At 75.3% G+C, this 21,269-nt stretch carries 16 protein-coding genes; 6 read left to right on the top strand and 10 right to left on the bottom strand.

The window, feature by feature from the left end; translation table 11 throughout:
• The first annotated feature begins 20 nt into the window (after nucleotides 1-20).
• Nucleotides 21-3,110, top strand: coding sequence for a BTAD domain-containing putative transcriptional regulator (locus V6U89_RS18695; RefSeq protein ID WP_442933945.1), 3,090 nt, complete (start codon nucleotides 21-23; stop codon nucleotides 3,108-3,110).
• On the opposite strand, the gene V6U89_RS18690 is transcribed toward V6U89_RS18695, so the two are convergent.
• The gene (locus V6U89_RS18690) at nucleotides 3,076-3,678 is read right to left on the bottom strand and encodes a dihydrofolate reductase family protein (protein WP_334572551.1); all 603 of its coding nucleotides are present in this window, start codon (nucleotides 3,676-3,678) and stop codon (nucleotides 3,076-3,078) included. The two genes, V6U89_RS18695 and V6U89_RS18690, sit on opposite strands and share 35 nt — an antisense overlap.
• A gap of 128 nt (nucleotides 3,679-3,806) precedes the next feature.
• Between V6U89_RS18690 and V6U89_RS18685 the strand changes: the two genes are divergently transcribed.
• The 3 genes from V6U89_RS18685 (at nucleotide 3,807) to V6U89_RS18675 (ending at nucleotide 5,456) form a co-directional block, all read left to right on the top strand.
• Nucleotides 3,807-4,523: an alpha/beta hydrolase gene (locus V6U89_RS18685; RefSeq protein WP_334572548.1), complete on the top strand. Its 717-nt coding sequence runs from the start codon at nucleotides 3,807-3,809 to the stop codon at nucleotides 4,521-4,523.
• Nucleotides 4,524-4,697: 174 nt separating this feature from the next.
• A complete protein-coding gene (locus tag V6U89_RS18680; protein WP_334572546.1) occupies nucleotides 4,698-5,030 on the top strand; it encodes an STAS domain-containing protein in 333 nt (110 codons plus the stop codon).
• A gap of 27 nt (nucleotides 5,031-5,057) precedes the next feature.
• Nucleotides 5,058-5,456 (top strand): ATP-binding protein, encoded by a 399-nt coding sequence (locus tag V6U89_RS18675; protein WP_334572545.1) that lies wholly within the window; start codon nucleotides 5,058-5,060, stop codon nucleotides 5,454-5,456.
• A gap of 7 nt (nucleotides 5,457-5,463) precedes the next feature.
• On the opposite strand, the gene V6U89_RS18670 is transcribed toward V6U89_RS18675, so the two are convergent.
• The 4 genes from V6U89_RS18670 to V6U89_RS18655 form a co-directional block, all read right to left on the bottom strand.
• Nucleotides 5,464-7,020, bottom strand: a complete 1,557-nt coding sequence (locus tag V6U89_RS18670) for a PP2C family protein-serine/threonine phosphatase (RefSeq protein ID WP_334572544.1) — start codon at nucleotides 7,018-7,020, stop codon at nucleotides 5,464-5,466.
• 317 nt (nucleotides 7,021-7,337) lie between these two features.
• Nucleotides 7,338-8,555: a vWA domain-containing protein gene (locus tag V6U89_RS18665; protein WP_442933946.1), complete on the bottom strand. Its 1,218-nt coding sequence runs from the start codon at nucleotides 8,553-8,555 to the stop codon at nucleotides 7,338-7,340.
• A 17-nt stretch (nucleotides 8,556-8,572) separates the two neighbouring features.
• Nucleotides 8,573-9,811 carry an AAA family ATPase gene (locus V6U89_RS18660; protein WP_334572541.1) on the bottom strand — a complete coding sequence of 413 codons (1,239 nt, stop codon included), beginning with the start codon at nucleotides 9,809-9,811 and terminating at the stop codon, nucleotides 8,573-8,575.
• Between the two features lie 60 nt (nucleotides 9,812-9,871).
• Nucleotides 9,872-11,242, bottom strand: a complete 1,371-nt coding sequence (locus V6U89_RS18655) for a hypothetical protein (protein ID WP_334572540.1) — start codon at nucleotides 11,240-11,242, stop codon at nucleotides 9,872-9,874.
• A gap of 289 nt (nucleotides 11,243-11,531) precedes the next feature.
• On the opposite strand from V6U89_RS18655, the gene V6U89_RS18650 reads away from it, so the two are divergent.
• Nucleotides 11,532-14,189: a glycoside hydrolase family 3 N-terminal domain-containing protein gene (locus V6U89_RS18650; protein ID WP_334572539.1), complete on the top strand. Its 2,658-nt coding sequence runs from the start codon at nucleotides 11,532-11,534 to the stop codon at nucleotides 14,187-14,189.
• A 93-nt stretch (nucleotides 14,190-14,282) separates the two neighbouring features.
• Here the strand turns inward: V6U89_RS18650 and V6U89_RS18645 are convergent, their stop codons facing one another.
• From V6U89_RS18645 to iolC, 5 genes are all read right to left on the bottom strand, one after another.
• Nucleotides 14,283-15,572, bottom strand: a complete 1,290-nt coding sequence (locus tag V6U89_RS18645; protein WP_334572538.1) for an FUSC family protein — start codon at nucleotides 15,570-15,572, stop codon at nucleotides 14,283-14,285.
• Nucleotides 15,573-15,716: 144 nt separating this feature from the next.
• Complete coding sequence (gene iolD / locus V6U89_RS18640; protein ID WP_334572537.1) at nucleotides 15,717-17,573, bottom strand: 3D-(3,5/4)-trihydroxycyclohexane-1,2-dione acylhydrolase (decyclizing); 1,857 nt, start codon at nucleotides 17,571-17,573, stop codon at nucleotides 15,717-15,719.
• Nucleotides 17,573-18,475 carry a 5-deoxy-glucuronate isomerase gene (iolB, locus tag V6U89_RS18635; protein ID WP_334572535.1) on the bottom strand — a complete coding sequence of 301 codons (903 nt, stop codon included), beginning with the start codon at nucleotides 18,473-18,475 and terminating at the stop codon, nucleotides 17,573-17,575. Before iolB ends, iolD begins: the two co-directional genes overlap by 1 nt.
• Nucleotides 18,472-19,359, bottom strand: a complete 888-nt coding sequence (locus V6U89_RS18630) for a Cgl0159 family (beta/alpha)8-fold protein (RefSeq protein WP_088961981.1) — start codon at nucleotides 19,357-19,359, stop codon at nucleotides 18,472-18,474. The genes iolB and V6U89_RS18630 overlap by 4 nt, the downstream gene beginning before the upstream one ends.
• The gene (gene iolC / locus V6U89_RS18625) at nucleotides 19,356-20,339 is read right to left on the bottom strand and encodes a 5-dehydro-2-deoxygluconokinase (RefSeq protein ID WP_334572534.1); all 984 of its coding nucleotides are present in this window, start codon (nucleotides 20,337-20,339) and stop codon (nucleotides 19,356-19,358) included. The genes V6U89_RS18630 and iolC overlap by 4 nt, the downstream gene beginning before the upstream one ends.
• Nucleotides 20,340-20,524: 185 nt before the next feature.
• Here iolC and V6U89_RS18620 point away from each other — a divergent pair, with 185 nt between their 5' ends.
• Nucleotides 20,525-21,262: a GntR family transcriptional regulator gene (locus V6U89_RS18620; protein ID WP_334572533.1), complete on the top strand. Its 738-nt coding sequence runs from the start codon at nucleotides 20,525-20,527 to the stop codon at nucleotides 21,260-21,262.
• The last annotated feature ends 7 nt before the right edge of the window (nucleotides 21,263-21,269 follow it).

Here is a 21,269-nt window from a genome sequence, read left to right as displayed (position 1 = left end):
TCGCCTTCCGCGTCGATAGGATGGCCGCCGTGCAGTTCGGGGTGCTCGGGCCGCTCGCCGTCAGCACCGACGCCGGCGAGCCGGTCGTCGTACCCGGCACCAAGGTGCGGGTGCTGCTGGCCGACCTGCTGGCCCACCGCAACCAGGTGGTCTCGGCGGACCGCCTGATCGACGACCTGTGGGGTGCGGACGTCCCGGCCAATCCGGCCGGCGCCCTCCAGGTGCGGGTGTCCCAGCTGCGCAAGGCGCTCAACGACGCCGAGCCGGGCGCGCGCGAGCTGGTCGAGTCACGGCCGCCCGGTTACCGGCTGCGTACCGGCGCGGTGGACGCCGACCGGTTCGCCGAACTGGCCACCGCCACCGACGTGGACCGGCTGACCGCCGCCCTCGCGCTGTGGCGCGGCGACGCGTACGCCGACGTGGCCGACGCCGAGTTCGCCCGCGCCGAGGCCACCCGCCTGGCCGAGCAGCGCCTCGTGGTGCACGAGCGGCTCGCCGACGCCCGGATGGCCCGCGGCGAGCACGATCTGGTCGCCGCCGACCTGGCCGAGCTGGTCGCCCGGCACCCGCTGCGCGAGGGTCTGCGAACGTTGCAGATGCGCGCGCTCTACGCGGCCGGCCGTACCTCCGAGGCCCTGGAGAGCTACGCCGACCTGCGCGACCGGCTCGTCGACGAGCTGGGCCTCGACCCGGGGCCGGAGCTGGTCGCCCTGCACCGCAGGATCCTCGAACAGGACGCCGGCCTGAGCGCCCCACCGAAGGCCGCGATCATCCGGAACAGCCTGCCGGCCCGGCTCGACGGGCTGGTCGGACGGGCCGAGGCGCTGACCGAGCTGCGCGCCCTGCTCCCGGAGCAGCGGCTGGTCACGCTGATCGGGCCGGGCGGGGTCGGCAAGACCCGGTTGGCCACCGAGGCCGCCCGCGAGCTGGTCCTCCCGGACGGCGCCCACCTGGTGGAGCTGGCGCCGCTGCCGGTCGGCGATTCGCACGTCGCTGACGAGGTGCTCGGGGCGTTGGACCTGCGTGAGGCGGCCGGCGCCAGCGTGTCCGCCGTCGACCGGCTGTCCGCGGTGCTCCGGCACCGGCAGCTGCTGCTCGTGCTGGACAACTGCGAGCACGTCATCGAGCCGGTCGCCGCGCTGGTCGCCCGGCTGCTGCGGGACGCGCCCGGCGTGACCGTGCTGGCCACCAGCCGGGAACCGCTCGGCCTCACCGGTGAGCTGCTCTGGGAGGTGCCGCCGCTGGCCGTACCCGAGCACGACCGGGACCTCGACGCGGTCCGGCGCTCGGCCGCGGCCCGGCTGTTCGCCGCCCGCGCCGCCGCGCAACACCGCGGCTTCCACCTCGACGAGCGGACCGCCCCGGCGGTGGCGCAGCTCTGCCGCCGGCTGGACGGCCTGCCACTGGCCCTCGAACTGGCCGCGACCCGGGTACGCGCGCTCGGCGTGCAGGGCGTGGTGGACCGGCTCGACGACCGGTTCAGACTGCTCGCCACCACCCAGCGGGACATGCCGCCACGGCAGCGCACGCTGACCGCGGTGATCGGCTGGAGCTGGGACCTGCTGGCCGAGGCCGACCGCCGGGTGCTGGCCCGGCTCGCGGTGTTCAGCGACGGCTGCACGCCCGACGCGGCCGAGCAGGTGTGCCGGACCGACCTCGACGCGCTGGCCCGGCTGGTGGACCGTTCGCTGGTGGTGGTGGACGACTCGGGCGCGAGCCCCCGCTACCGGCTGCTGGAGTCGGTCGCCGCGTTCTGCCTGGAGCGCCTGGCGGACGCCGACGACGTCCGGGCGCGGCACGCGGCGTACTACACCGACCTGGCCGAACGCGCCGACCCGGAACTGCGCGGCGCCGACCAGCAGGAGTGGCTGGCCCGGCTCGACGCCGAGGCGGCGAACCTGCGCTCGGCGCTGGCCCACGGCGGCGGGCTGCGCCTGGCGGTCGCGCTGAGCTGGTACTGGTTCCTGCGCGGCCGGCTCACCGAGGCGCGGCGGGCGCTGGCGATGCGGGGCGACCCGGCCGAGGAGGCGCGCGCCGCGCCGTGGCGGGCCGGGTTCGCGCTGTTGCAGGGCGAACCGATCGCGCCGGGCGACCTGCGCGCCGCCCTGGCCGGCGACCCCGGCGGCCGGGCCGCGTGGTTCGTCGCGAACGCGGTCATCGATCGCAGCGACCTGACCCTGGCGGCGGAGCTGCTGCCCACCACCGTCGACGATCCCTGGACCGAGGCGGCGGTGCTCAGCTCGCGGGCCAAGCTCGCCCACGCCACCGGCGACCTGGCCACGCTGGAGCACGCCGGTAGCCGCTGTGCGGCGTTGTTCGCGCAGGTCGGCGACCGCTGGGGTCGGCTGCAGGCGACCGACTGGGTGGGCGGCCTGGCCGAGATGCGCGGCGCGCACGAGCGCGCCGCCGCCCTGCACCGGGAAGGGCTGCGCTGGGCCGAGGAGCTGTCGCTCTGGCCGGAGGTGGGCAGCAAGCTGTCCTGGCTGGCCTGGCTGGCGGTGCAGACCCGCGACTACGCGCAGGGCCGGGAGCTGGCCGAGCGCGCGTACCAACTGGCGGTGGAGCAGGACGCGCCGAGCGCGTTGATCTTCGCGGAGATCGGCCTCGGCCTGGCCGCCCGCCGCGACGGCAAGCTCGACGTGGCCGTCACGCACCTGACGCGCCTCGCCGAGCAGGGCCGCCGCGAGACGCAGCCCGCGCTGTACCTGCCGATGGTCCTGGTCGAGCTGGGCTACGCGGCCGAGCAGAACGGCGACCCGGCCGCCGCTCTGGCCCTGCACGTCGAGGCGTTCGACGCCGCGCAGGCGATGGAGTCACCGCGCGACGCCGTCAACGCGCTGGAGGGGATGGCCTCGGTAGTGCGCCCGCCCGAGGTCGCGGCCCGCCTGCTGGGCGCCGCGGCCGCCGCGCGGGAGGCCGCCCGGGCCCCGGCCGCGCCGGCGGAGCGCGACGAGACCGACCGGGTGACGGTACGGCTGGTCGCCGCCCTCGGCCGGGAACGCTTCGACGCGCTGGTCACCGAGGGCGGCAAGCTGGGCCCGGACGAGGCCCGGGCCCAGCTGAAGAGCGCGTCCGTCAGCGGGCCGCCTTCGGCCGGTACGAGGCGATGATCACGCCGCTGCGCTGCACCTTCGTGTCGATGAGCTCGAACGACGCCTTGAAGTCCTTCAGCGGTGCGGTCACGCTGTCGCCGCCCTCCAGCACCGGGTGGATCCAGAACCGCACCTCGTCCAGCAGGCCGGCCGCGATCAGCTGGGTGGTGACCGAGCCGAAGCCGTACTGGAGGATGGCCTTGCCGTCCTGCGCCTTGAGCCGGGTCACCTCCTCGATCAGGTCGCCCTGCAGCACCTCGCTGTTCTTCCAGGTGGGGTCGGTCAGGGTGGTCGAGGCGACGTACTTCTTGACGTTGTTGAAGTAGGCGGCGCCGGTGCTCGGGTCGCTCTCGTCCCGGGTCGGCCAGGCGGCGGACATGCCGTCGTAGGTGATCCGACCCATCAGCAGCGCGTCGGCCTCGTCGGTCTGCCCGGCGGCGAACGCGGCGGCCTCGTCGTCGAAGTACGGCATGGTCCACATGGGGTTCTCGATGACGCCGTCGAGGGTGATGTAGGTCGAGTTGATGAGCTTGCGCATCGGGATCTCCTGGCTGTCGGTGGTGCTCTCCGGTGACACCCAGAACATTGCCGGATCCCGCTTACGATTCGCTTCAGGCGCCCTTACGCACGCCGGCCCACTTCCCCCGCCGGGGCGGGATTGCTTCGCGCCGGACCGGGTAGCCCGCCGGACAGTCCCGCCGAGCGGAGGCACCCATGCCGATCACCCCGGAGACCGCCCGACCGCACGAGCAGCCGGAGGAGAACTCCCGGCACGGCCGGCTGAGCGTACGACCGGGTCCACCGGTAACCGCCACGGGCCGCACCGGTCTGGTGTCGTTCGACGCACCGGACGGTGAGCTGGTCGCCCAGGCGTACGTGCCGGCGCCGGCGGACGGCGGCCCGTACCGGCTGGCCCTGCTGCTGCACGGCGCCGGCGGGTCACCCCGGCAGGCCCTGGAGCTGATGCTGCCGGTCGCCGACGACCAACGCCTGCTGCTCGTCGCGCCGCAGTCCACCGCGGCGACCTGGGACATGATCGGGGTCGGCTACGGCCCCGACGTACGGCGGATCGACCGGGTGCTCCAGGAGGTCGTCACCGGCTACCCGATCGCCGGCATGCTGATCGGCGGGTTCTCCGACGGCGCGTCGTACGCGCTGTCGATCGGCCTGATCAACGGCGACGTCTTCGACGCCGTCCTGGCCTTCTCCCCCGGCTTCGCCGCCCCGCTGCTCACCCACGGCACGCCGCGGGTCTACGTCTCGCACGGCACCGCCGACCGGGTGCTGCCGATCGACCGGTGCAGCCGGACCCTCGTGCCGCGCCTGCAGACCCTCGGCTACGACGTCACCTACGACGAGTTCGACGGTGGGCACGACGTACCCGAGACCACCGTGCGCCGGGCGGTGGCCTGGCTGGAACCCGCCGCCTGACCGCGGGACCCGCCCCCACCTGCGTCGGAACCACGGCCGAGGCCGCTCACCAGCCGCCCGGTGTCCCGGAGCCGGAACATCGGGCTGTCGCGCCGGGCGCGGCGTTCGCCGGCGAGGTGACATCATGTGCGCGAACCGGCCGACTGTTCCGCGCGGGGAAGGATGAGCTGCCCTATGGCGCGCTTCGAGGCGACGACGTCCACCGAACCCGGGCGGGCGGTGGTGCGGCTCGCGGGCGAGTGCGACCTCGCCGCCCGGGAGGAGCTCACCGCCGCGCTGCTGACCGCCGTGGCCGGCGCCCAGGTCGTGCTGGTCGACGCGGGGGCGCTCGACTTCCTCGACTCCACCGGCATCCACGGCCTGGTCACCGCCCACCACGCGGCCCGCGCGGCCGGCGGCCGGCTCTACGTGGTCAACGCCCGCGGGCCCGTCGCGAACGTCCTGGCGATCACCGGCGTCGCCGACCTGCTGCGACCGCCCAGCGACGACGGCGTGGACCCACGGTGACGGCCCGTCGGCCGGTGGAGGACGACGATGTCTGACCGTCCCGGCACCCCGTCCTTCGCCGTCGCCACGATGCCGTACGCGCACGCCGACGACCTGGCGCAGGTCCGCGCGTTCGTCTGTTCCCGGGCCCTGGCCCGGGGGTTGCCGGCGGGCCGGGTGGAGCTGCTCGCGCTGGCGGTCAGCGAACTGGCGACCAACACGTTGCAGCACACCCACGGGGGCGGCCTGGTGCGGGTGTGGGCCGAGTCGGGCCAGCTCCTCTGCGACGTCGTCGACCAGGGCGGACCGCGCACGGTGGCCCGCGAGATGCCCACCGCCGGGGCGATCCGCGGTCGGGGGCTGGCAATCGTCGCCCGGATCTGCGACGAGGTCGCCGTCGAGCCGACCCCGGCCGGGACGGTGGTGCGGCTCCGGTTCCGCCTCTGAGGACGGCTCAGCGCAGCACGCGCACGGCCAGGGTGCAGGTGTCGTCCTCCGGGCTGGGCTGGTGCAGCACGTCGCGCAGCCGCGGCAGGGTCTGTGCGTCGGGGTCACGGGAGAGGTCGGACAGCGTCCGCATCACCGGGCCGAGCAGGTCGACCGTGTCGCCGACCCGGCGTTCCACCAGCCCGTCGGTGTAGAAGAGCAGCAGATCGTCGCCGCGCAGTCGTGGGCTGACGACCGGGTAGGTCGCGTCGGGGTCGGCGCCCAGCAGCAGTCCCGCGGGCCGCTCGAGTTCGGCGGTCGTCCCGCCGTGCGCCAGCAGCGGGGGCAGGTGGCCCGCCTGCGCCCAGGACAGCGACCGGGTCGCCGGGTCGTAGAGGGCGACCACCGCGGTCGCGGTGATCTTCAGCTGACCGCAGAGCCGGTTCATGTGCCCGAGCAGCGCGCCGGGGTCGCGGATGCCGATGGAGAGCCAGGCGACCAGCGCGAACCGCAGGTGCGCCATCCCGCTGGCCGCCTCCAGGCCGTGCCCGGCGACGTCGCCGACGGCGAGCGCGACCAGCCCGTCGGGCAACGTCTGCGCGTGGTACCAGTCCCCGCCGACCTGCACGGCGCTCTCCGCCGGCAGGTAGCCGACCAGCACCTCGAGGCCGGCCAACGGGACCGGCTCGCGGGGCACCGGCTGGATCAGGTTCTGCAACTGCCGGGCCAGGCGGTGCTCCGCCAGCGCCGTCAGCTCCCGGGTGTGCAGCTGGTCGCTGAGCCGCTCGATGGCGGTACGCGAGTCCACCCGGGCCGTCACGTCCTGCACCACGGCGTAGATCTTCACCGGAGCGCCGTCGGCGTCCCGGGCGACGTCGGAGAGGATGCGCAGGTACTTCACCGACGAGCCCGCCCGGAAGCGCACGGTGACGTCCGACGCCGCACCGCTGTCCAACGTCTGCCAGGCGGCCTCCCGCAGCCCGTGGTCGTCGGGGACGATCGCCGCGGACTGCTCGGCCCGCGACAGCGGGCCCAGTGCAGGATCACGCTCGAAGATCCGGTACATGCCCGGCGACCAGTCGCTGAGCCCGGTGATCAGGTCGTACTCCGCCCAGCCGAGGCTGCCCAGCAGCTCGGTACGCTCCATCCGGCGCTGGTGCTCGTCGAGCCGCTCCCACCACACCAGCAGGCCGCCCAGCACCCGCTGCACGCTGATGTCGAACAGCGAGTCGGCGACCACCCCGGCCTGCTTGCCCTCGTACCGGAAGTCCGGCACCCGGGCCGGCACGCCGCTGGCCAGCACCCGGTGGTACGCCTGCCACAGCGCGCCGCCGACCATGCCGGGGTAGAGCGCGCTGAGCAGCCCGCCCACCCGCCCGGCTCCCCGGCCGTAGACGTCGCGGCCCTGTTCGCTGGTGGCGGCGACGCGGAAATCGACGACCTCACCGTCCTGGGTCACCGGCAGCAGCCAGCTGCACCCGGACGGCAGCGCCGCCAGCACCTCCCGCACCGCTGCCACGATGGGGTCGTCCACCGACCAGGTCACCACCTCGGCATGGGTGGTCGGCACGCCCTCGTCTGCCATGCGAGCAGCGTAACGATCCCTCCCCGGGGACAGCGGTCCTGGCGACCCCCGGCCGGCGTGCGACGTGCTGCGGATGCGCCTGCTACACGACGGACGGTGTACAGCGAGGTCACGCCGGAGGGCGGGTCCGCCTGGTCGCCACGGACTCGCCACCGGCCACCTGTGGCGTTCGACGGAGGACCCGCCGGCCCTGCTGCCGACCATCGGACCGGGCGGACCCCGTATCAGGCCAGCGCCTGGGACGAGGGCGGTTCCCCGCTCGGCGGCCGTCCCCAGTGGATCCAGGACGCCGACACCCGTGGGCCGTCCGGGCCACCTCATCCGGCACCAATGGCGACCACCCGCGCCCAGTCCGGCGGCGAGTCCGGCACGTAGTCGGGATCCTCCTCGTCCACCGGCCGGGCACGGGGAAACAGTCCCACCACCGTCCGGCACGGCGGCCGCGAGGTCGGCCAGGGCGTCTGCCCGTCGGTCAGCACCACGACGACGTCCGGTCGGGGCCGGCTGCGCAGGGCCCGGGCGAAACCGGTCCGCAGGTCCGTTCCCCCGCCGCCGACCAGCGGGATGTCCTCTGCGCGGCAGAGCGGATGCACGACCCGGGCCGCCGCGTCGCACGGCAGGACGCTGACCAGGTCCCGCCGCCCGCCCACGGCCCGGGAGATCGCGGCGACCTCCAGCAGGGCGCTGCCCAGTTCGGCGTCACTGACCGACCCCGACGTGTCGATCACCACGCAAACCCGAGGGGGCGTGCGCCGCAGGCTCGGCAGGATGGCGCCGGGCACGCCGGCGGAGCGCCGCGACGGCCGCAAGTACGTGTAGTCCTCCCCCACCCCGGGGGCGGAGGCCGCCGAACGGACCGCCGCGCCCAGCAGCTCCCGCCACGGCTGCGGTGGATGGAACGCCTTCTCCGCCCACCGTCGCCAGCCCGCCGGCGTGGTCCCGGGCCGGGCGGTGATGCCCTCGGCCACCCGGAACCGCACCGCGTCCCGCTCCTGCGCGGTGAGCCCGTGCGCGCCATCGGGCCCCAGGTCCCACCCGCGCTCCAGCCCGTCGGCCCCGCTGCCGCAGTCCAACCAGGCCAGGTCCTGGGTATGCGGCCCGAGCCGGAACTGGCGCAGGTAGTCCTCCATCAGTTCACCCTCGGGCAGTCCCAGGTGCCCTGGATCGACGGACCCGTCGGGCCGGGCCAGGCCGTCACCGAACACGTCGTCGTTGATCTCGAAGTCGGCGGCGATGTTCATCCGCAGCCGTTCCCCCGGCCCGGTCAGGCCACGTTCGCGCGCCACCCGGTCGCCGCGCCCGTGGTGGTCGCGCAGCAGGTGCGAGACCTCGTGGACCCACACCCCGGCGAGTTCCTCGACCGGGGTCCGGTCCACGAACGCCGGTGCGACGTAGCACCGCCAGTGCGGGTCCACGGCCATCGTCGGGACCTGCCGCGACGGCACCACGTGCAGGGCGAACAGTGCCGTCGCCAGGTAGGGCCGGACCCGGGCGGCGTGCAGCCGGGCGGCGAAGAGCTTGTCGAGGTCCAGCATGCCGGTGCGGTCGGCGGTCACCGGCCGGCCCCTGCGGCGGCGGCCACCCGTGCCGCCGCCTCGTCGGCCCGCCGGGACAACGACACCGCGCCGGCGAGCCGCTCGATCGACGCCGGAACGTCCCAGTCCTCGCGGCGCAGCGCGGCGAGGGTCGACGCGGGGACGACCACCAGGTCCGGCGCTCCCGTGTCGAGCGCCCGGACCAGCAGCGCCCACGCCGCGTCCCAGCGGGACTTCTCCGGACGCCGGCGGACCGCCTCCACCACGCCGTCCAGCACGGCCTGGCGCAGGTCACCCCGCTCGGGCAGGACGGCAGCGGCCGGATCGGCCAGCAGCACCTCCGGGTCCGGCAGGTCCATCCGGTCCATGCTGGCCAGCAGCTCCAGCCCCGGGCCGTCCCCGACGGCGCCCCGGACCAGCATCGACAGCACCTCACGAGAGGTGCCCGCCGCGGTCGCGAAGGCGATCAGGCGCAGCGTCATCTCCCAGCTCCGCGGCGACGGCCAGGGGCCACCCCGGCGACCCTCGGTGGTGGGCAGCCGGTGCACGAGCGTCGGCCGGGCCGAGAGCAGCCCGCACACCGCGCGGCGGGCGAAGGCGACGGCCGCCGACAGCCGCCGCGGGTCGAGCCGGGGCAGGGCCGCCCGGGGCCAGGTCCCGCCGAGGCCGCGTACGACGACCTCGTGGTCGTGGGTCCACTGGAGATGGACGAAGCGATTGGCCAGCGGCGGGCTCAGCTCCCAGCCGTCCGCGGCCGAGGAGCGCGGGTTCGCGGCGGCCACGATCCGTACGCCGGGCGGCAGTCGCAGGGCGCCGATGCGGCGTTCGAGCACCAGGCGGAGCAGGGCGGCCTGCACGGCCGGCGGCGCGGTGGACAGCTCGTCGAGGAAGAGCAGCCCCCGGCCGGCGCGGACCAGGCGCACGGCCCAGTCCGGCGGGGCCATCGGCACACCCTGCACGGCGGGGTCGTCGCCGACGACCGGCAGCCCGGAGAAGTCGGACGGCTCGTGGACGCTGGCGATCACCGTGGTCAGCGGCAGGTCCAGGGACGCGGCGAGCTGGGTCAGGGCCGCGGTCTTGCCGATCCCCGGCTCGCCCCAGAGCAGCACCGGCAGGTCAGCGGCGACGGCCAGGGTCAGGGCCTCCAACTGGGTGTCGGGGCGCGGTTCGGTGGTGGTGTCGCCGAGCAGGGCGAGCAGCTCGGCGGCGACCGCGAGCTGGGTGGCTTCGGCGGAGATGTCGGTCGACATAAGCATGTGTGATCACCTTGTGGGTTCGTGACGGGTGGGACAGCGCGGCGGGCCCGGGCCCGTCGGTCAGCGCGAGCTGCCGTGGCGCGGGCGGGAGCGGCGGTCACGGGTACGGCGACGGTCCGAATGCTCGGGGCCGGGCCCGCTTCCGGCCAGCCCCGCCCGGAACAGCCCGTAGGTGACCCGCCGCGACGCGGCCGTCTCCAGTTCGTCGCGCAGCGCGCCGGTGCGCAGCAGCGCATCGGGGCCGAGCAGCGCCTCGACGGCGGCCAGCGCGCCGGCCGTGTCGCCGTGGTCCAGCCGGGCGCGGACGTCGTCGAGGCACTCCGGGTGGCGGTGCGCCTCGTCGATCGCCCGCAGGCAGGCGAGCGGCGTGCCGGTCAGCGCGGCCAGCAGTTCCTCCCGGCGGATCTCGGCCGGGTCGTGGTCCAGGGCGACGAGTACCCCGTCGACCAGGCCGATCCGGTGCTGGGCGCCCCGGCACCGCACGAGCCGTGGCTGCCCGGCCGGCTGCGGGACCCACGGCGCGCCGGCCGGCCGACGCTCGGGTGCCAGTGCCGGGGCCACCAGCGGGTGCAGCCGGTCGACCTCGATCAGCCCGGCGCGGAGCAGTGCCAGGTCCGGCAGCACCCAGGTCGCGGCGTCCGGGAGCACCGGCAGCTCCCCGGCCCGCCGGGCGACCACCGACGGCGACCGGAGGACGCCCCCGTCCGGATTCACCTGCAGGACGAGTCGACGGCGGCCGAGTCGTACGGCGACGGCACCGCCGGTCCGCCTCTCGGCGCGGAGCAGGATCTCGGCCTCGCCCGCCCACCTGTCCACCGCGCAGTTCAGCCCTGGCGGCGCCGCCGGCGACGGACCGGCGTCCAGTGCGGGGTGGCGGTCGGCAGGCAACCGGTCCGCCGCCGACCGCGTCCTCAGCTCGTCGGCCCGGCGCGCGTCCCAGAGGTGACGGTGCAGGTCGAGACGGAACCGACGGTCGGGGTGTGGATGGGGGTGCCGGCCGTCCCGGTGACCGTCCCAGAGCGCCAGGCTGAAGCGCTGACCGGCGTCCGCCCAGGCCGGTGGCGTGCGGGCCACCAGGTGCACCCCGCGGCCGCCGTCGCGTCCGGCCTCGTCGTACCGGGCGAGCGCGATGGTCAGGCCGGGGCGCAGCAGCCCGTCAGGGGCGATCCTCGGCAGGTGCCAGCGCAACAGGTCGGGCGCCAGCTCCCGGAGGTCGGCCCGGACCCGGGCCGCGAGTTCCCGGCCGTGGGTGCGGGCCATCGCGCGCAGGCTCGGGTCGACGTCGACGCGCGCGGCGGCGCACGCCCCGGCCCAGTCGCCAACGCGGCGACGGGCGGTCGCAGTCTCGATCATGGACGGCGGCACGGCGAACTCGCGCACGCGCCGCCAGAGGGAAAGACGAGAATCCGCATCCGCGGCTCGGGAGTGCATCAGCACTCACCTTGCGCGGACGGGACCCCCAATCTGCCACGAAGGGTCGTCATCGCGAGGGAGCATACCGCTCCGCACACCGGCTCTGCCAAGGGTTTCGCACCGGCTTGAATGCCCGGCGTGCCCGTTCGCCGTCACCCCGTCCGGCCCCGCCGCCCGCACCCATCCCACTTTTATTGCGCCGTAATATTGACGCGCCCTGATGGGATTGGGAAGGATTCCTTACCGGGACGAGGGCGGTCCCGCACCGAGAGGGTGCGGGCGGCCGACTCCCGTAGGGAGGCACCACGTGAGTTCATGCTGGCGCAGCCGCGTCGCACTCGTCGGAACCGTCGTCCTGGCCGCATCGCTGCTGCCGGCGTCGTCCGCTTCGGCCGCGAGCACCCAGACCGTCACCGTGTCCGCGGACCGGTCGGTCCAGACCGTCGACGAGGGCGGCCCGGCGGCGGTCACCGTCTCGGTGACCACGTCGGACGGACGCCCGTTGGCGGCCCCGACGACCGTCCGCTACACCACGGGCAGCGGCACCGCCACCGCCGGCGCCGACTACGCCCCCGTCGCCGGGGCACTGACCTTTGCCGCCGGCAGCCGGTCCGGCGCCGCCCGGAAGATCACCGTCACCGTCCACGGCGACCGGACGGCCGAGACCGCCGAGACCATCCCGCTGACGCTCGCCACCACCACCACCGGCGCCACCGTCGGCGCCCAGCCGGTCCTGGTGGTCAACGCGCACGGCCTGCCGTACCTCGACCGGAGACTGCCGGTCGACCGGCGCGTCGCCGACCTGCTCGGCCGGATGACGGTCGAGGAGAAGATCGGCCAGATGACCCAGGCCGAGCGGGCCGCCGTCGCGGCCGATCCGACGCTGGTCGCGCAGTGGCGGCTCGGTTCCGTGCTGTCCGGCGGGGGCTCGACGCCCGCCACCAACACGCCCGCCGCCTGGGTCGACATGGTCAACGAGTTCCAGGCCCAGGCGCTGAGCACCAGACTGCAAATCCCGATGATCTACGGCATCGACGCAGTGCACGGGCACGGCAACGTGTACGGGGCCACCGTCTTCCCGCACAACGTCGGCCTCGGGGCCACCCGCGACCCCGCCCTGGTGGAGCGGATCGGGCACGCCACCGCGACCGAGGTACGCGCGACCGGCATCCCGTGGAACTTCGCTCCGTGCGTGTGCGTCTCCCGCGACGAGCGGTGGGGGCGCAGCTACGAGAGCTTCGGCGAGGACCCCGCGCTGGTCATCCCGATGGAGACCGTCATCGACGGCCTGCAGGGGCGCCGCGCCGGCCAGCTCGACGACGCCGACCGGGTGCTGGCCACCGCCAAGCACTACGCCGGCGACGGCGACACCGACTACGACGAGGCCACCGCGGCCGCCAACGAGGGCAAGCCGTGGTGGGAGCAGCGGTACCCGATCGACCAGGGCGTGACGGTGACCGACCGGGCCCACTTCGCCCGGACCGACCTCTCGCCGTACGGTCCCGCCCTGTGGCGACACCACGTCGGCAGCGTGATGCCCTCCTTCTCCAGCGTGGACTGGACCGAGGACGGCCTCGGCAACCCGACCAAGATGCATGCCAACCGGGAGCTGCTCACCGACGTCCTGAAGGGCCGGATGGGCTTCGACGGGTTCCTGATCTCCGACTGGGAGGGCATCCACCAGATTCCCGACCCGGCCGAGCCGACCAACAACGGCCTGACCGCGTACAAGGTCCGGGTCGGCGTGAACGCCGGCACCGACATGTTCATGGAGCCGAACACCGCCCCGCAGTTCGAGGAGCTGCTCCTGGCCGAGGTGACCGCCGGCCGGGTCGGCCCGGCCCGCCTCGACGACGCCGTACGGCGCATCCTGCGCAAGAAGTTCGAGCTCGGGCTCTTCGAGCAGCCGTACGCCTCGGCGGCGAACGTCGACCAGGTCGGCAGCGCGAAGCACCGGGCGATCGGCCGGGACGCGGTGGCGAAGTCGCAGGTGCTGCTGAAGAACACCGGGCGGGCGCTGCCGCTGCGCCGCGACGCCAACCTGTACGTCGCCGGCCGCAACGCCGACGACATCGGCAACCAGGCCGGCGGCTGGACGATCACCTGGCAGGGCCAGTCCGGTGACCTCGTCCCCGGCACCACGATCCTGGAGGGCATCCGGCAGGTGGCGCCGCAGGCCCGGGTCACCTACAGCGCGGACGCCTCGGCGCCCACGGCCGGCGCCGACGTGGGCGTGGTGGTGGTCGGCGAGACGCCGTACGCCGAGGGGTACGGCGACGTCGGCGGCCCGGAGTGCGGCTGGTGCTCGACGCCCCAGCAGGAGGAGAAGTCGCTGCGCCTGCAGCCCGCCGACCAGGCCGTGATCGACAAGGTCTGTGCCGAGATCGAGACGTGCGTCGTCCTCGTGGTCTCCGGACGGCCGCAGATCGTGACGGACCAGCTCGGCAAGATCGACGCCCTGGTGGCGTCGTGGCTGCCCGGCAGCGAGGGCGCCGGTGTCGCCGACGTGCTCTTCGGCCGGCGGCCCTTCACCGGCCGGCTCCCGGTGACCTGGCCGCGCAGCGAGGCCCAGGTGCCGATCAACGTCGGCGACCGGGACTACCGACCGCTGTACCCGTTCGGCTGGGGACTGCGCACCGACCACGGCCGGTCCGGGCTGGCGGCCGTGGCCGACCAGCGGCCGGAGCTGCGCGCGGCGCTGGCGCCGGGCAACTGGAACGCCGACGGCTCACTGCGCAACGCGCCGGAGGTGCTGCGGCCGCTCGCCCGGCAGCTCGGCACGGGTCAGGGCTCCGCCGCACGGAACGACGCGATCCTCGCGGTGGCCCGCGAGGCCGCCCAGAACGCGGTCGTGCGGGGAAGCGCGCCGGCGGACTGGGCGGCGCTGATCGCCGAGGCCGACCGCGCCCAGCTCACCGACGATCCGGTCCGGGCGTTCACGCTGCTGGCCCGCGTCGCCGGCTGACCGGGCCGACCGCGCCGACGACCGGCGCGACCCCGGGTGCCGCCGCACACGGCACCCGGGGTTCGCCCGGCGGCCCGGGTGCCGCGCAGTAATTCAGCGCGCCGGCGGGTGCGACGCGGCTGCCCGCCCCTCGCGTCGGGCCCGCCGGGCCAGCCGCGCCCGCCGCCGGGTGCCGGTGATCCTGGTCCGCCGCGGCCGGCGCAGCTCCCGGCGCAGCGGCGGACGGAGCTCGGCCGCCCCGGCCAGCGCCGCCTGGCGCACCATCCGGTTGGCGTCGTCCGGATGGCACCCCGTTCCTCGCAGCAGGTCGCTGGCGGCGGTCCGAAGATCGGTGACGAGGGCGTCCCCGTACGACCGCACCCCCTCCGCCCAGGCCCGGCCGGCGAGGTGGGCGCATTCCCGGACCAGCTGCCGGGTCCGCTCGGGCTCCTCATCCGCCCGGCTCTCCCGGCGCAGCTCCGCGATGCCGTCACCCAGCCGACGAACCGCCCGGGGCAGCTGCGCCGGGACGGGTTCACCGTACTGGAGGGCGGTCGCGCTCCAGCGGGCCAACGCCCGGCTCATGAGGATCAGGCGCTCCAGGTGTTCGGCGTTGCGGGCGTAGCGATGGAACCGCGCCCGGCGGTGCCAGCGGGCCGGCGCCAGCGTCACCACCTCCTCCGCCCCACTGAGCGACTCGTTCAGCCGCCCGATGTCCGCGTCCAGCCCCCGCAGCCGGTCCAGCGCCCGGATCGCGGCGTCGGCGTCCCGGCGGGCCAGGGCGTCGGCCACCGCGTACAGCTGCTCGGTGACGGCGGCGAAGAGTGGCGCGGCCGCCCGGTCCAGCACCCGCAGCGGGTTGATCGGCAGCAGCAGCGCCACCACCAGCAGGCCGACTGCGCCGCCGACCAGCGCGTCGAAGACCCGGGGCAGCTCGAGGCCCCGTTGCATCGGGGCGAGCGTCGCGATCAGGACGGCGGTACCGCCGGCCTGCCCGACCAGGGCCCCGCCCCGGCCGGCCACCAGCAACGCGCTGGCGATCGCCAGCGCGACCACCGCCCCGGTCTGCCAGGGGCCGGAGCCGAGCAGGAACCGCAGCCCGTCACCGATCATGATGCCGATCCCGACCCCGGCCAGCAGCTCGAAGGTACGGCGGGCCCGCTGCCCGATGGCGGTGGCGATGGTGCCGACCGCGGCGGCCGGGGCGAAGACGTGCGCCCCGGGGCCGAGCAGGTGCTGGGCGATCAGGGCGGCGAGCCCCGCGGCCAGTCCGGCCTGCACCGCGATCACGACGGTCACCTCGAGCTGGCGCAGCCGCAACCGACCGCCCGCGCCGCCGCGCCGGCGGGCCTCGGCCACCGACCGGACGGTCCGCTCGGCGACCGCGTCGAGCGCTGAGCGCACGGGACCGTCGCCCGGACGACGATGGGCCATGGCGGCGGTTACCCGGCAGGCACCCGTCCAACCTTTTACGCCGCAGCGTCCGTGACACAGGCGGGGCCTCCCGCTCGGGTGTCGCCGCTCCGGAGTGGGCGAGCCGGGCCCGGATCAGGCGCCGGGATCACCGCTCAGGCGGGTACGGCGAGCCTTTGACCCGGCCTCGTACGCTTCCCGGGCGGCCCGCGTCCGCGCGGTGGTGGAGACGGCGGCGACCGGCACGTCCCACCAGGCGCCGCCGTCCGGGCCGGCCTCGAACGGGTCGGTCTCGACGTGGACGACCGTGGTGCGCTCCGCCGCCCGGGCGGTGGCCAGCGCGGCCCGCAGCTGCGCCGTGGTGGTCACCCGGATCAGGTCCGCGCCGAGGCTCGCCGCGTTCGCGCCCAGGTCGACCGGGAGCCGGCCGCCGGCCCGGTCGCGGTAGGCGGTGCCGAGCCGCTGCGCGCCGACGCTCTCCGAGAGCCGGCCGATCGAGGCGAACCCCTGGTTGTCCACCAGCACGACGACCAGCTTCACCCCTTCCGCCACCGCGGTGGCCAGCTCACCGGGCAGCATGAGGTACGAGCCGTCACCGACCAGCACGAAGACCTCGCGGTCCGGCGCGGCCAGCCGGACCCCGATCCCACCGGGGATCTCGTAGCCCATGCAGGAGTAGCCGTACTCGACGTGGTAGCTCTTCGGGTCGGCGCTGCGCCACAGCCGGTGCAGGTCGCCGGGCATGGACCCGGCGGCGCAGACCACCACGTCGCGCGGCCCGGCGGCGTCGTTGACCGCGCCGATCACGGCGGTCTGGGTGGGCAGCGCCTCCGGATCGGCGTGCCGGGCCCGGTCCGCCACGGCCGCCCACCGCTCGGTCAGCTCCGCCACGGACGCCCGGTACGCCGGCTCGGTGCCCCAGCCCGCGCACGCCGCGTCCAGCGCCGCCAGGCTCTCCCGGGCGTCCCCGACGACCTGCACGCCGGAGAGCTTCGCGGCGTCGAAGCCGGTTATGTTGACGTTGACGAACCGGGCGTCGTCGCCGAAGAGGGTGCCGGAGGCGGTGGTGAAGTCGCTGTAGCGGGTGCCCACCCCGATCACGAGGTCCGCGCCCGCCGCGATCTCGTTCGCGGCGGTGGTGCCGGTGACGCCGACCGCGCCGAGCGCGAGCGGGTGACCGTACGGCAGGGCGCCGGTGCCGGCCTGCGTCTCGGCGACCGGCACCCCGTGCTCCTCGGCGAATCGGCGCAGCGCCTCCGTGGCCCCGCTGTAGATGACCCCGCCGCCGGCCACCACCAGCGGCCGGCGTGCGGCGGTGACGGCCCGGGCGGCCCGGGCGACCGCGGCGGAGTCCGGGCGGGGACGCGGCACGTGCCAGACCCGCTCGGCGAACAGCTCCGCCGGCCAGTCGTACGCCTCGGCCTGCACGTCCTGAGGCAGGGCGAGGGTGACCGCGCCGGTCTCCACGGGATCGGTCAGCACCCGCATCGCGGCCAGCAGCGCCGCCGGCAACTGTTCCGGCCGGTTGATCCGGTCCCAGTAGCGGGAGACCGGCCGCAGCGCGTCGGTGACGCTGACCTCGTAGGAGCGGGGGTCCTCCAGCTCCTGCAGCACCGGGTTGGCCACCCGGGTGGCGAAGATGTCGCCGGGCAGCAGCAGCACCGGCAGCCGGTTGACGGTGGCCCCGGCGGCGCCGGTGACCAGGTTCGTCGCGCCCGGACCGATCGAGGTGGTGCAGGCCAGCGTGCTGAGCCGGTCGGTCATCCGAGCGTACGCGGCGGCGGTGTGCACCATGCCCTGCTCGGTGCGGCACAGGTGGTACGGCAGTTCCGCGCCGGCCGGCCCGGCCAGCGCCTCCCCGATCCCGGCGACGTTGCCGTGGCCGAAGATGCCGAAGCAGGCCGGGATCAGCCGCTGCCGTGCCCCGTCGCGTTCGGAGAACTGCCGGGCCAGGAACGTCACCAGCGCCTGCGCCACCGTCAGTCTGGGCATCACGCCTCCCGCGTCGTCGGGCCGGTCAGCGGCAGCCGCGGGTCGACCGGCTGGTCCGCCCAGCTGCCGCGGACCCAGTGGTGCCGGGGATCGTCCACACAGGCCATGCTCCGCGCCGGGCCCGGCCCGGCCAGCACGTTGAGGTAGTAGAGGTGGTAGCCGGGCGCGGCCATCGACGGCCCGTGGTAGCCGTACGGGACGAGCACCACGTCCCCGGCGCGCACCTCGGCCAGCACCTCGATCGGCCGTCGGGCGGTGCCGTAGACGCGCTGGTAGCCGACCGGGCCTCCGGGGCCGCCGGGCACGCCGCCGGCCACCTCGAAGTAGTAGATCTCCTCCAGCTCCGCCTCGACCCGGCCGTCGTCGTGGGTCCGGTCCTCCTCGTGCTTGTGTGGCGGGTAGGACGACCAGTTGCCGCCCGGGGTGAGCACCTCCACGGCGACCAGCCGGTCGCACTCGAACGCCTCCGGGGAGCAGAAGTTGTTGACCTGGCGGCTGGCCGGACCCGCGCCGCGCAGCTCGACCGGCACGTCCCGGGCCGCACCGTAGCGGGGCGACAGCCGGCGGGTGGCGCGCGCCGACGGCAGGGCGAACCGGCCCTCGCCGCGCACCGTCACCGTGGCGTCGCGCGGCAGGTACGCGAAGTCGGTGACCGCGGCGAAGACCGAGGCGCGGCCCGCCAGGGTCAGGCTCAGCCCGTCGCAGTGCACCGTCGCGGCGCCGGCCAGCGGCAGGACCAGCATCTCCTCGTCGCCGGTGGCGAAGGTGACCGTGCCGCCGGGGGGCAGGGTGAGCACCCGCAGGCCGGCGTAGCGCCAGCCCGCCCGCTCGGGGGTGACCTCCAGCGCCCACGGCGCCCGGGTGGTCGTGCCCCAGGGCAGGTGCGCCTCGACGGCGCTCACGCCTGCTGTCCGGTGGGGAGCAGCGAGCCGGCCAGGTCCACGGCGGCGGCCACGTCGTCGTCCGGCGGGTAGAGCAGCGCCCGGCCGACCACCAGGCCGCGCACACCGGGCAGCCGCAGCGCCCGTGCCCACCGCGCGTACACCACGTCCGGCGCCTCCACCGGGTCGCCGCCGAGCAGCAGCACCGGCAGGGTGGTCGCGGCGATCACCCGTTCCATCTCGTCGATCGCCGGCAGTTTCAACCAGGTGTACGCGGAGGTGGCGCCGAGGGCCTGGCCGACGCTGACGCCCTTGATGACCGCCTCGGGGCGCAGGTCGGCGTGCACCCGGCCGTCGGTGCGCGCCACCCAGAGCGGCTCGACGAGGGCCACCGTCCGGTGCGCCGCGAGGGCGGTGACCGCCCGGGCGCAGGCCTGCAGGGTCGGGGCGGTGCCCGGGTCGTCCGGGTCGATGCGGCAGAGCATCTTGCCGCCGTCGTAGCGCATCGCGGCGATGCTGTCGGCGTCGTACGCGGTGAACCGGTCGTCGAGCTCGAAGGTGGCGCCGGAGAGGCCGCCGCGGTTCATCGAGCCGATGGCCAGGCGGTCCTCCAGCGCCCCGAGCAGCAGCAGGTCCTCCAGGACGTCCGGGGTGCCGAGCACGCCGTCGACGCCCGGCCGGGACAGCGCCAGGCGCAGCCGGTCGAGCAGGTCGGCGCGCCCGGCCATCGCCATCGGCCGGTCCCGCACGCCGAGGGCGCCGCGGGCGGGGTGGTCGGCGGCGATGATGAACAGCGGCCGGCCGTGGTCGGGCCACGGCCGGCGGGTCCGGCGGGCGGCGGCCTCGGCGATCGCCTGTGGCCGGTGGGCGCGGGTGAGGGTCAGCGCGTCGTACTCGGTGCTCACCGGTCTTCTCCTCCCCCGGCGGCGATCGACGACGCCGGTTCCGACTGGACGGCACGGGCCAGCGCCGCGGTCTCGGCGTGATCGGGCATGGCGGCGGAGCAGGCCAGGCGGGAGGCGACGATGGCGCCGGCGGCGTTGGCGAAGCGCAGCGTCCGCTCCAGCGGCCACTCGCGCAGCAGGCCCAGGCAGAGCGCGCCGCCGAACGCGTCGCCGGCGCCGAGCCCGTTGACCACCTCCACCGGCACCGGCGGCACCCGGACGGTCTCGGTGCGGGTGCGGGCCAGCACCCCGGCCGGCCCCAGCTTCACCACGGCGAGCCGGGGCCCGCGGTCGAGCAGCAGCCCGGCGGCCCGCTCGGGGTCGCGGGTGCCGACGGCGATCTCCACCTCGTCGAGGTTGCCGACGGCCACGGTGACCCGCGGCAGCACCTCGGCGGCCGCGGCGGTGGCCGCCGCCGGGTCGGACCAGAACATCGGCCGGTAGTCCAGGTCGAGCACGGTGTGCGGGCGCCCGTCGCGGGCGACCAGCGCGGCCGCGTGCGCGTCCCGGCTCGGCTGCTGGCACAGGCCGGTGCCGGTGAGCCAGAAGACCCGGGCCGCGGCGATCGCGTCGAGGTCGAGTTCCTCGGGGCAAATCTGCAGGTCGGGGGCGGTCGGGCTGCGGTAGAACCAGAGCGGGAAGTGGTCCGGCGGGAAAATCTCGCAGAAGGTCACCGGGGTGGGCAGCCCGTCGACCGGGTGCACCTGGCTGTCGTCGACGCCGAAGTCGCGCAGCGCCCGGTGCACGTAGTCGCCGAACGCGTCGGCACCGGTGCGGGTGATCACGCCGGCGCGCAGTCCCTGGCGGCTCGCGGCGACGGCCACATTGGTGGGACTGCCGCCGAGGAACCTGCCGAACGTCTCGACCTCGGCCAGCGGCGTGCCGATCTGCAACGGATAGATGTCCACCCCGACCCGGCCGATGGTGAGCACATCGAGCATGCGGCGTCCTTCCCCGGCCGGCGATGCCGTGCCCGCCGGCCCTGCCCCCTGATTGGTAACAGCGCCCTACGAGTTCTGTCAATGTGTTGTCATGACATCCGCCCTCTGCGTTCGGTGACCGCTTCGGTACAGTGGCGCCCATCATCGTGCCCCGAGATCCCGCGCGTGCCCAGCGAGGAGGTGCCGTGACCGGCCCCGAGATCGCGGTCGACCGGAGCAGCCCGGTCCCGCTCTACTTCCAGGTCGCGGAGCAGTTCGCCGCGGCGATCCAGCGCGGCGACCTGGCGCCCGGCGACCGGCTGGACAGCGAGTTGCAGCTCGCCGACCGGCTCGGGTTGTCCCGCCCGACCGTGCGACAGGCCATCCAGCACCTGGTCGACAAGGGACTGATCGTGCGCCGCCGTGGGGTGGGCACCCAGGTGGTGCGCGGCGAGGTGCGCCGGGCGGTGGAGCTGACCAGCCTCCACGACGACCTGGTGCGCGCCGGCCAGCAGCCGTCCACCTCGGTGCTCGAACTGGCCACCGTGGCCTGCCCGGCCGAGGTCGCCGCCGCGCTCGGCGTACCGGTCGGCAGCGAGGTGCAGCACCTGCGCCGGCTGCGGTTCTCCGACGGGGAGCCTCTCGCGGTGATGGAGAACTGGCTGCCGCCCGACCTGGTCCGGCTGAGCATGGACGCGTTGCAGGCCAAGGGCCTGTACGCGATCCTGCGCGCCGGCGGCATGCGGATCCGCGGCGCCCACCAGCGGATCGGCGCGCGGGCGGCGACCGCCGCCGAGGCGCAGATGCTCGGCGAGCGGCGCGGCGCGCCCCTGCTCACCATGACCCGCACCGCCTACGACGACCAGGGCCGGTACGTGGAACACGGCGCGCACCTCTACCGGGCCAGCCGCTACTCCCTTGAGGTGACCGTCGCCGAGCGGTGACGGTGGA

It is taken from the genome of Micromonospora sp. CPCC 206171 (assembly GCF_036906755.1).
Lineage (GTDB): Bacteria > Actinomycetota > Actinomycetes > Mycobacteriales > Micromonosporaceae > Micromonospora > Micromonospora purpureochromogenes.
Note: the sequence above shows the minus strand (reverse complement) of the source record. Positions and strands in the feature narration are given on the sequence as shown.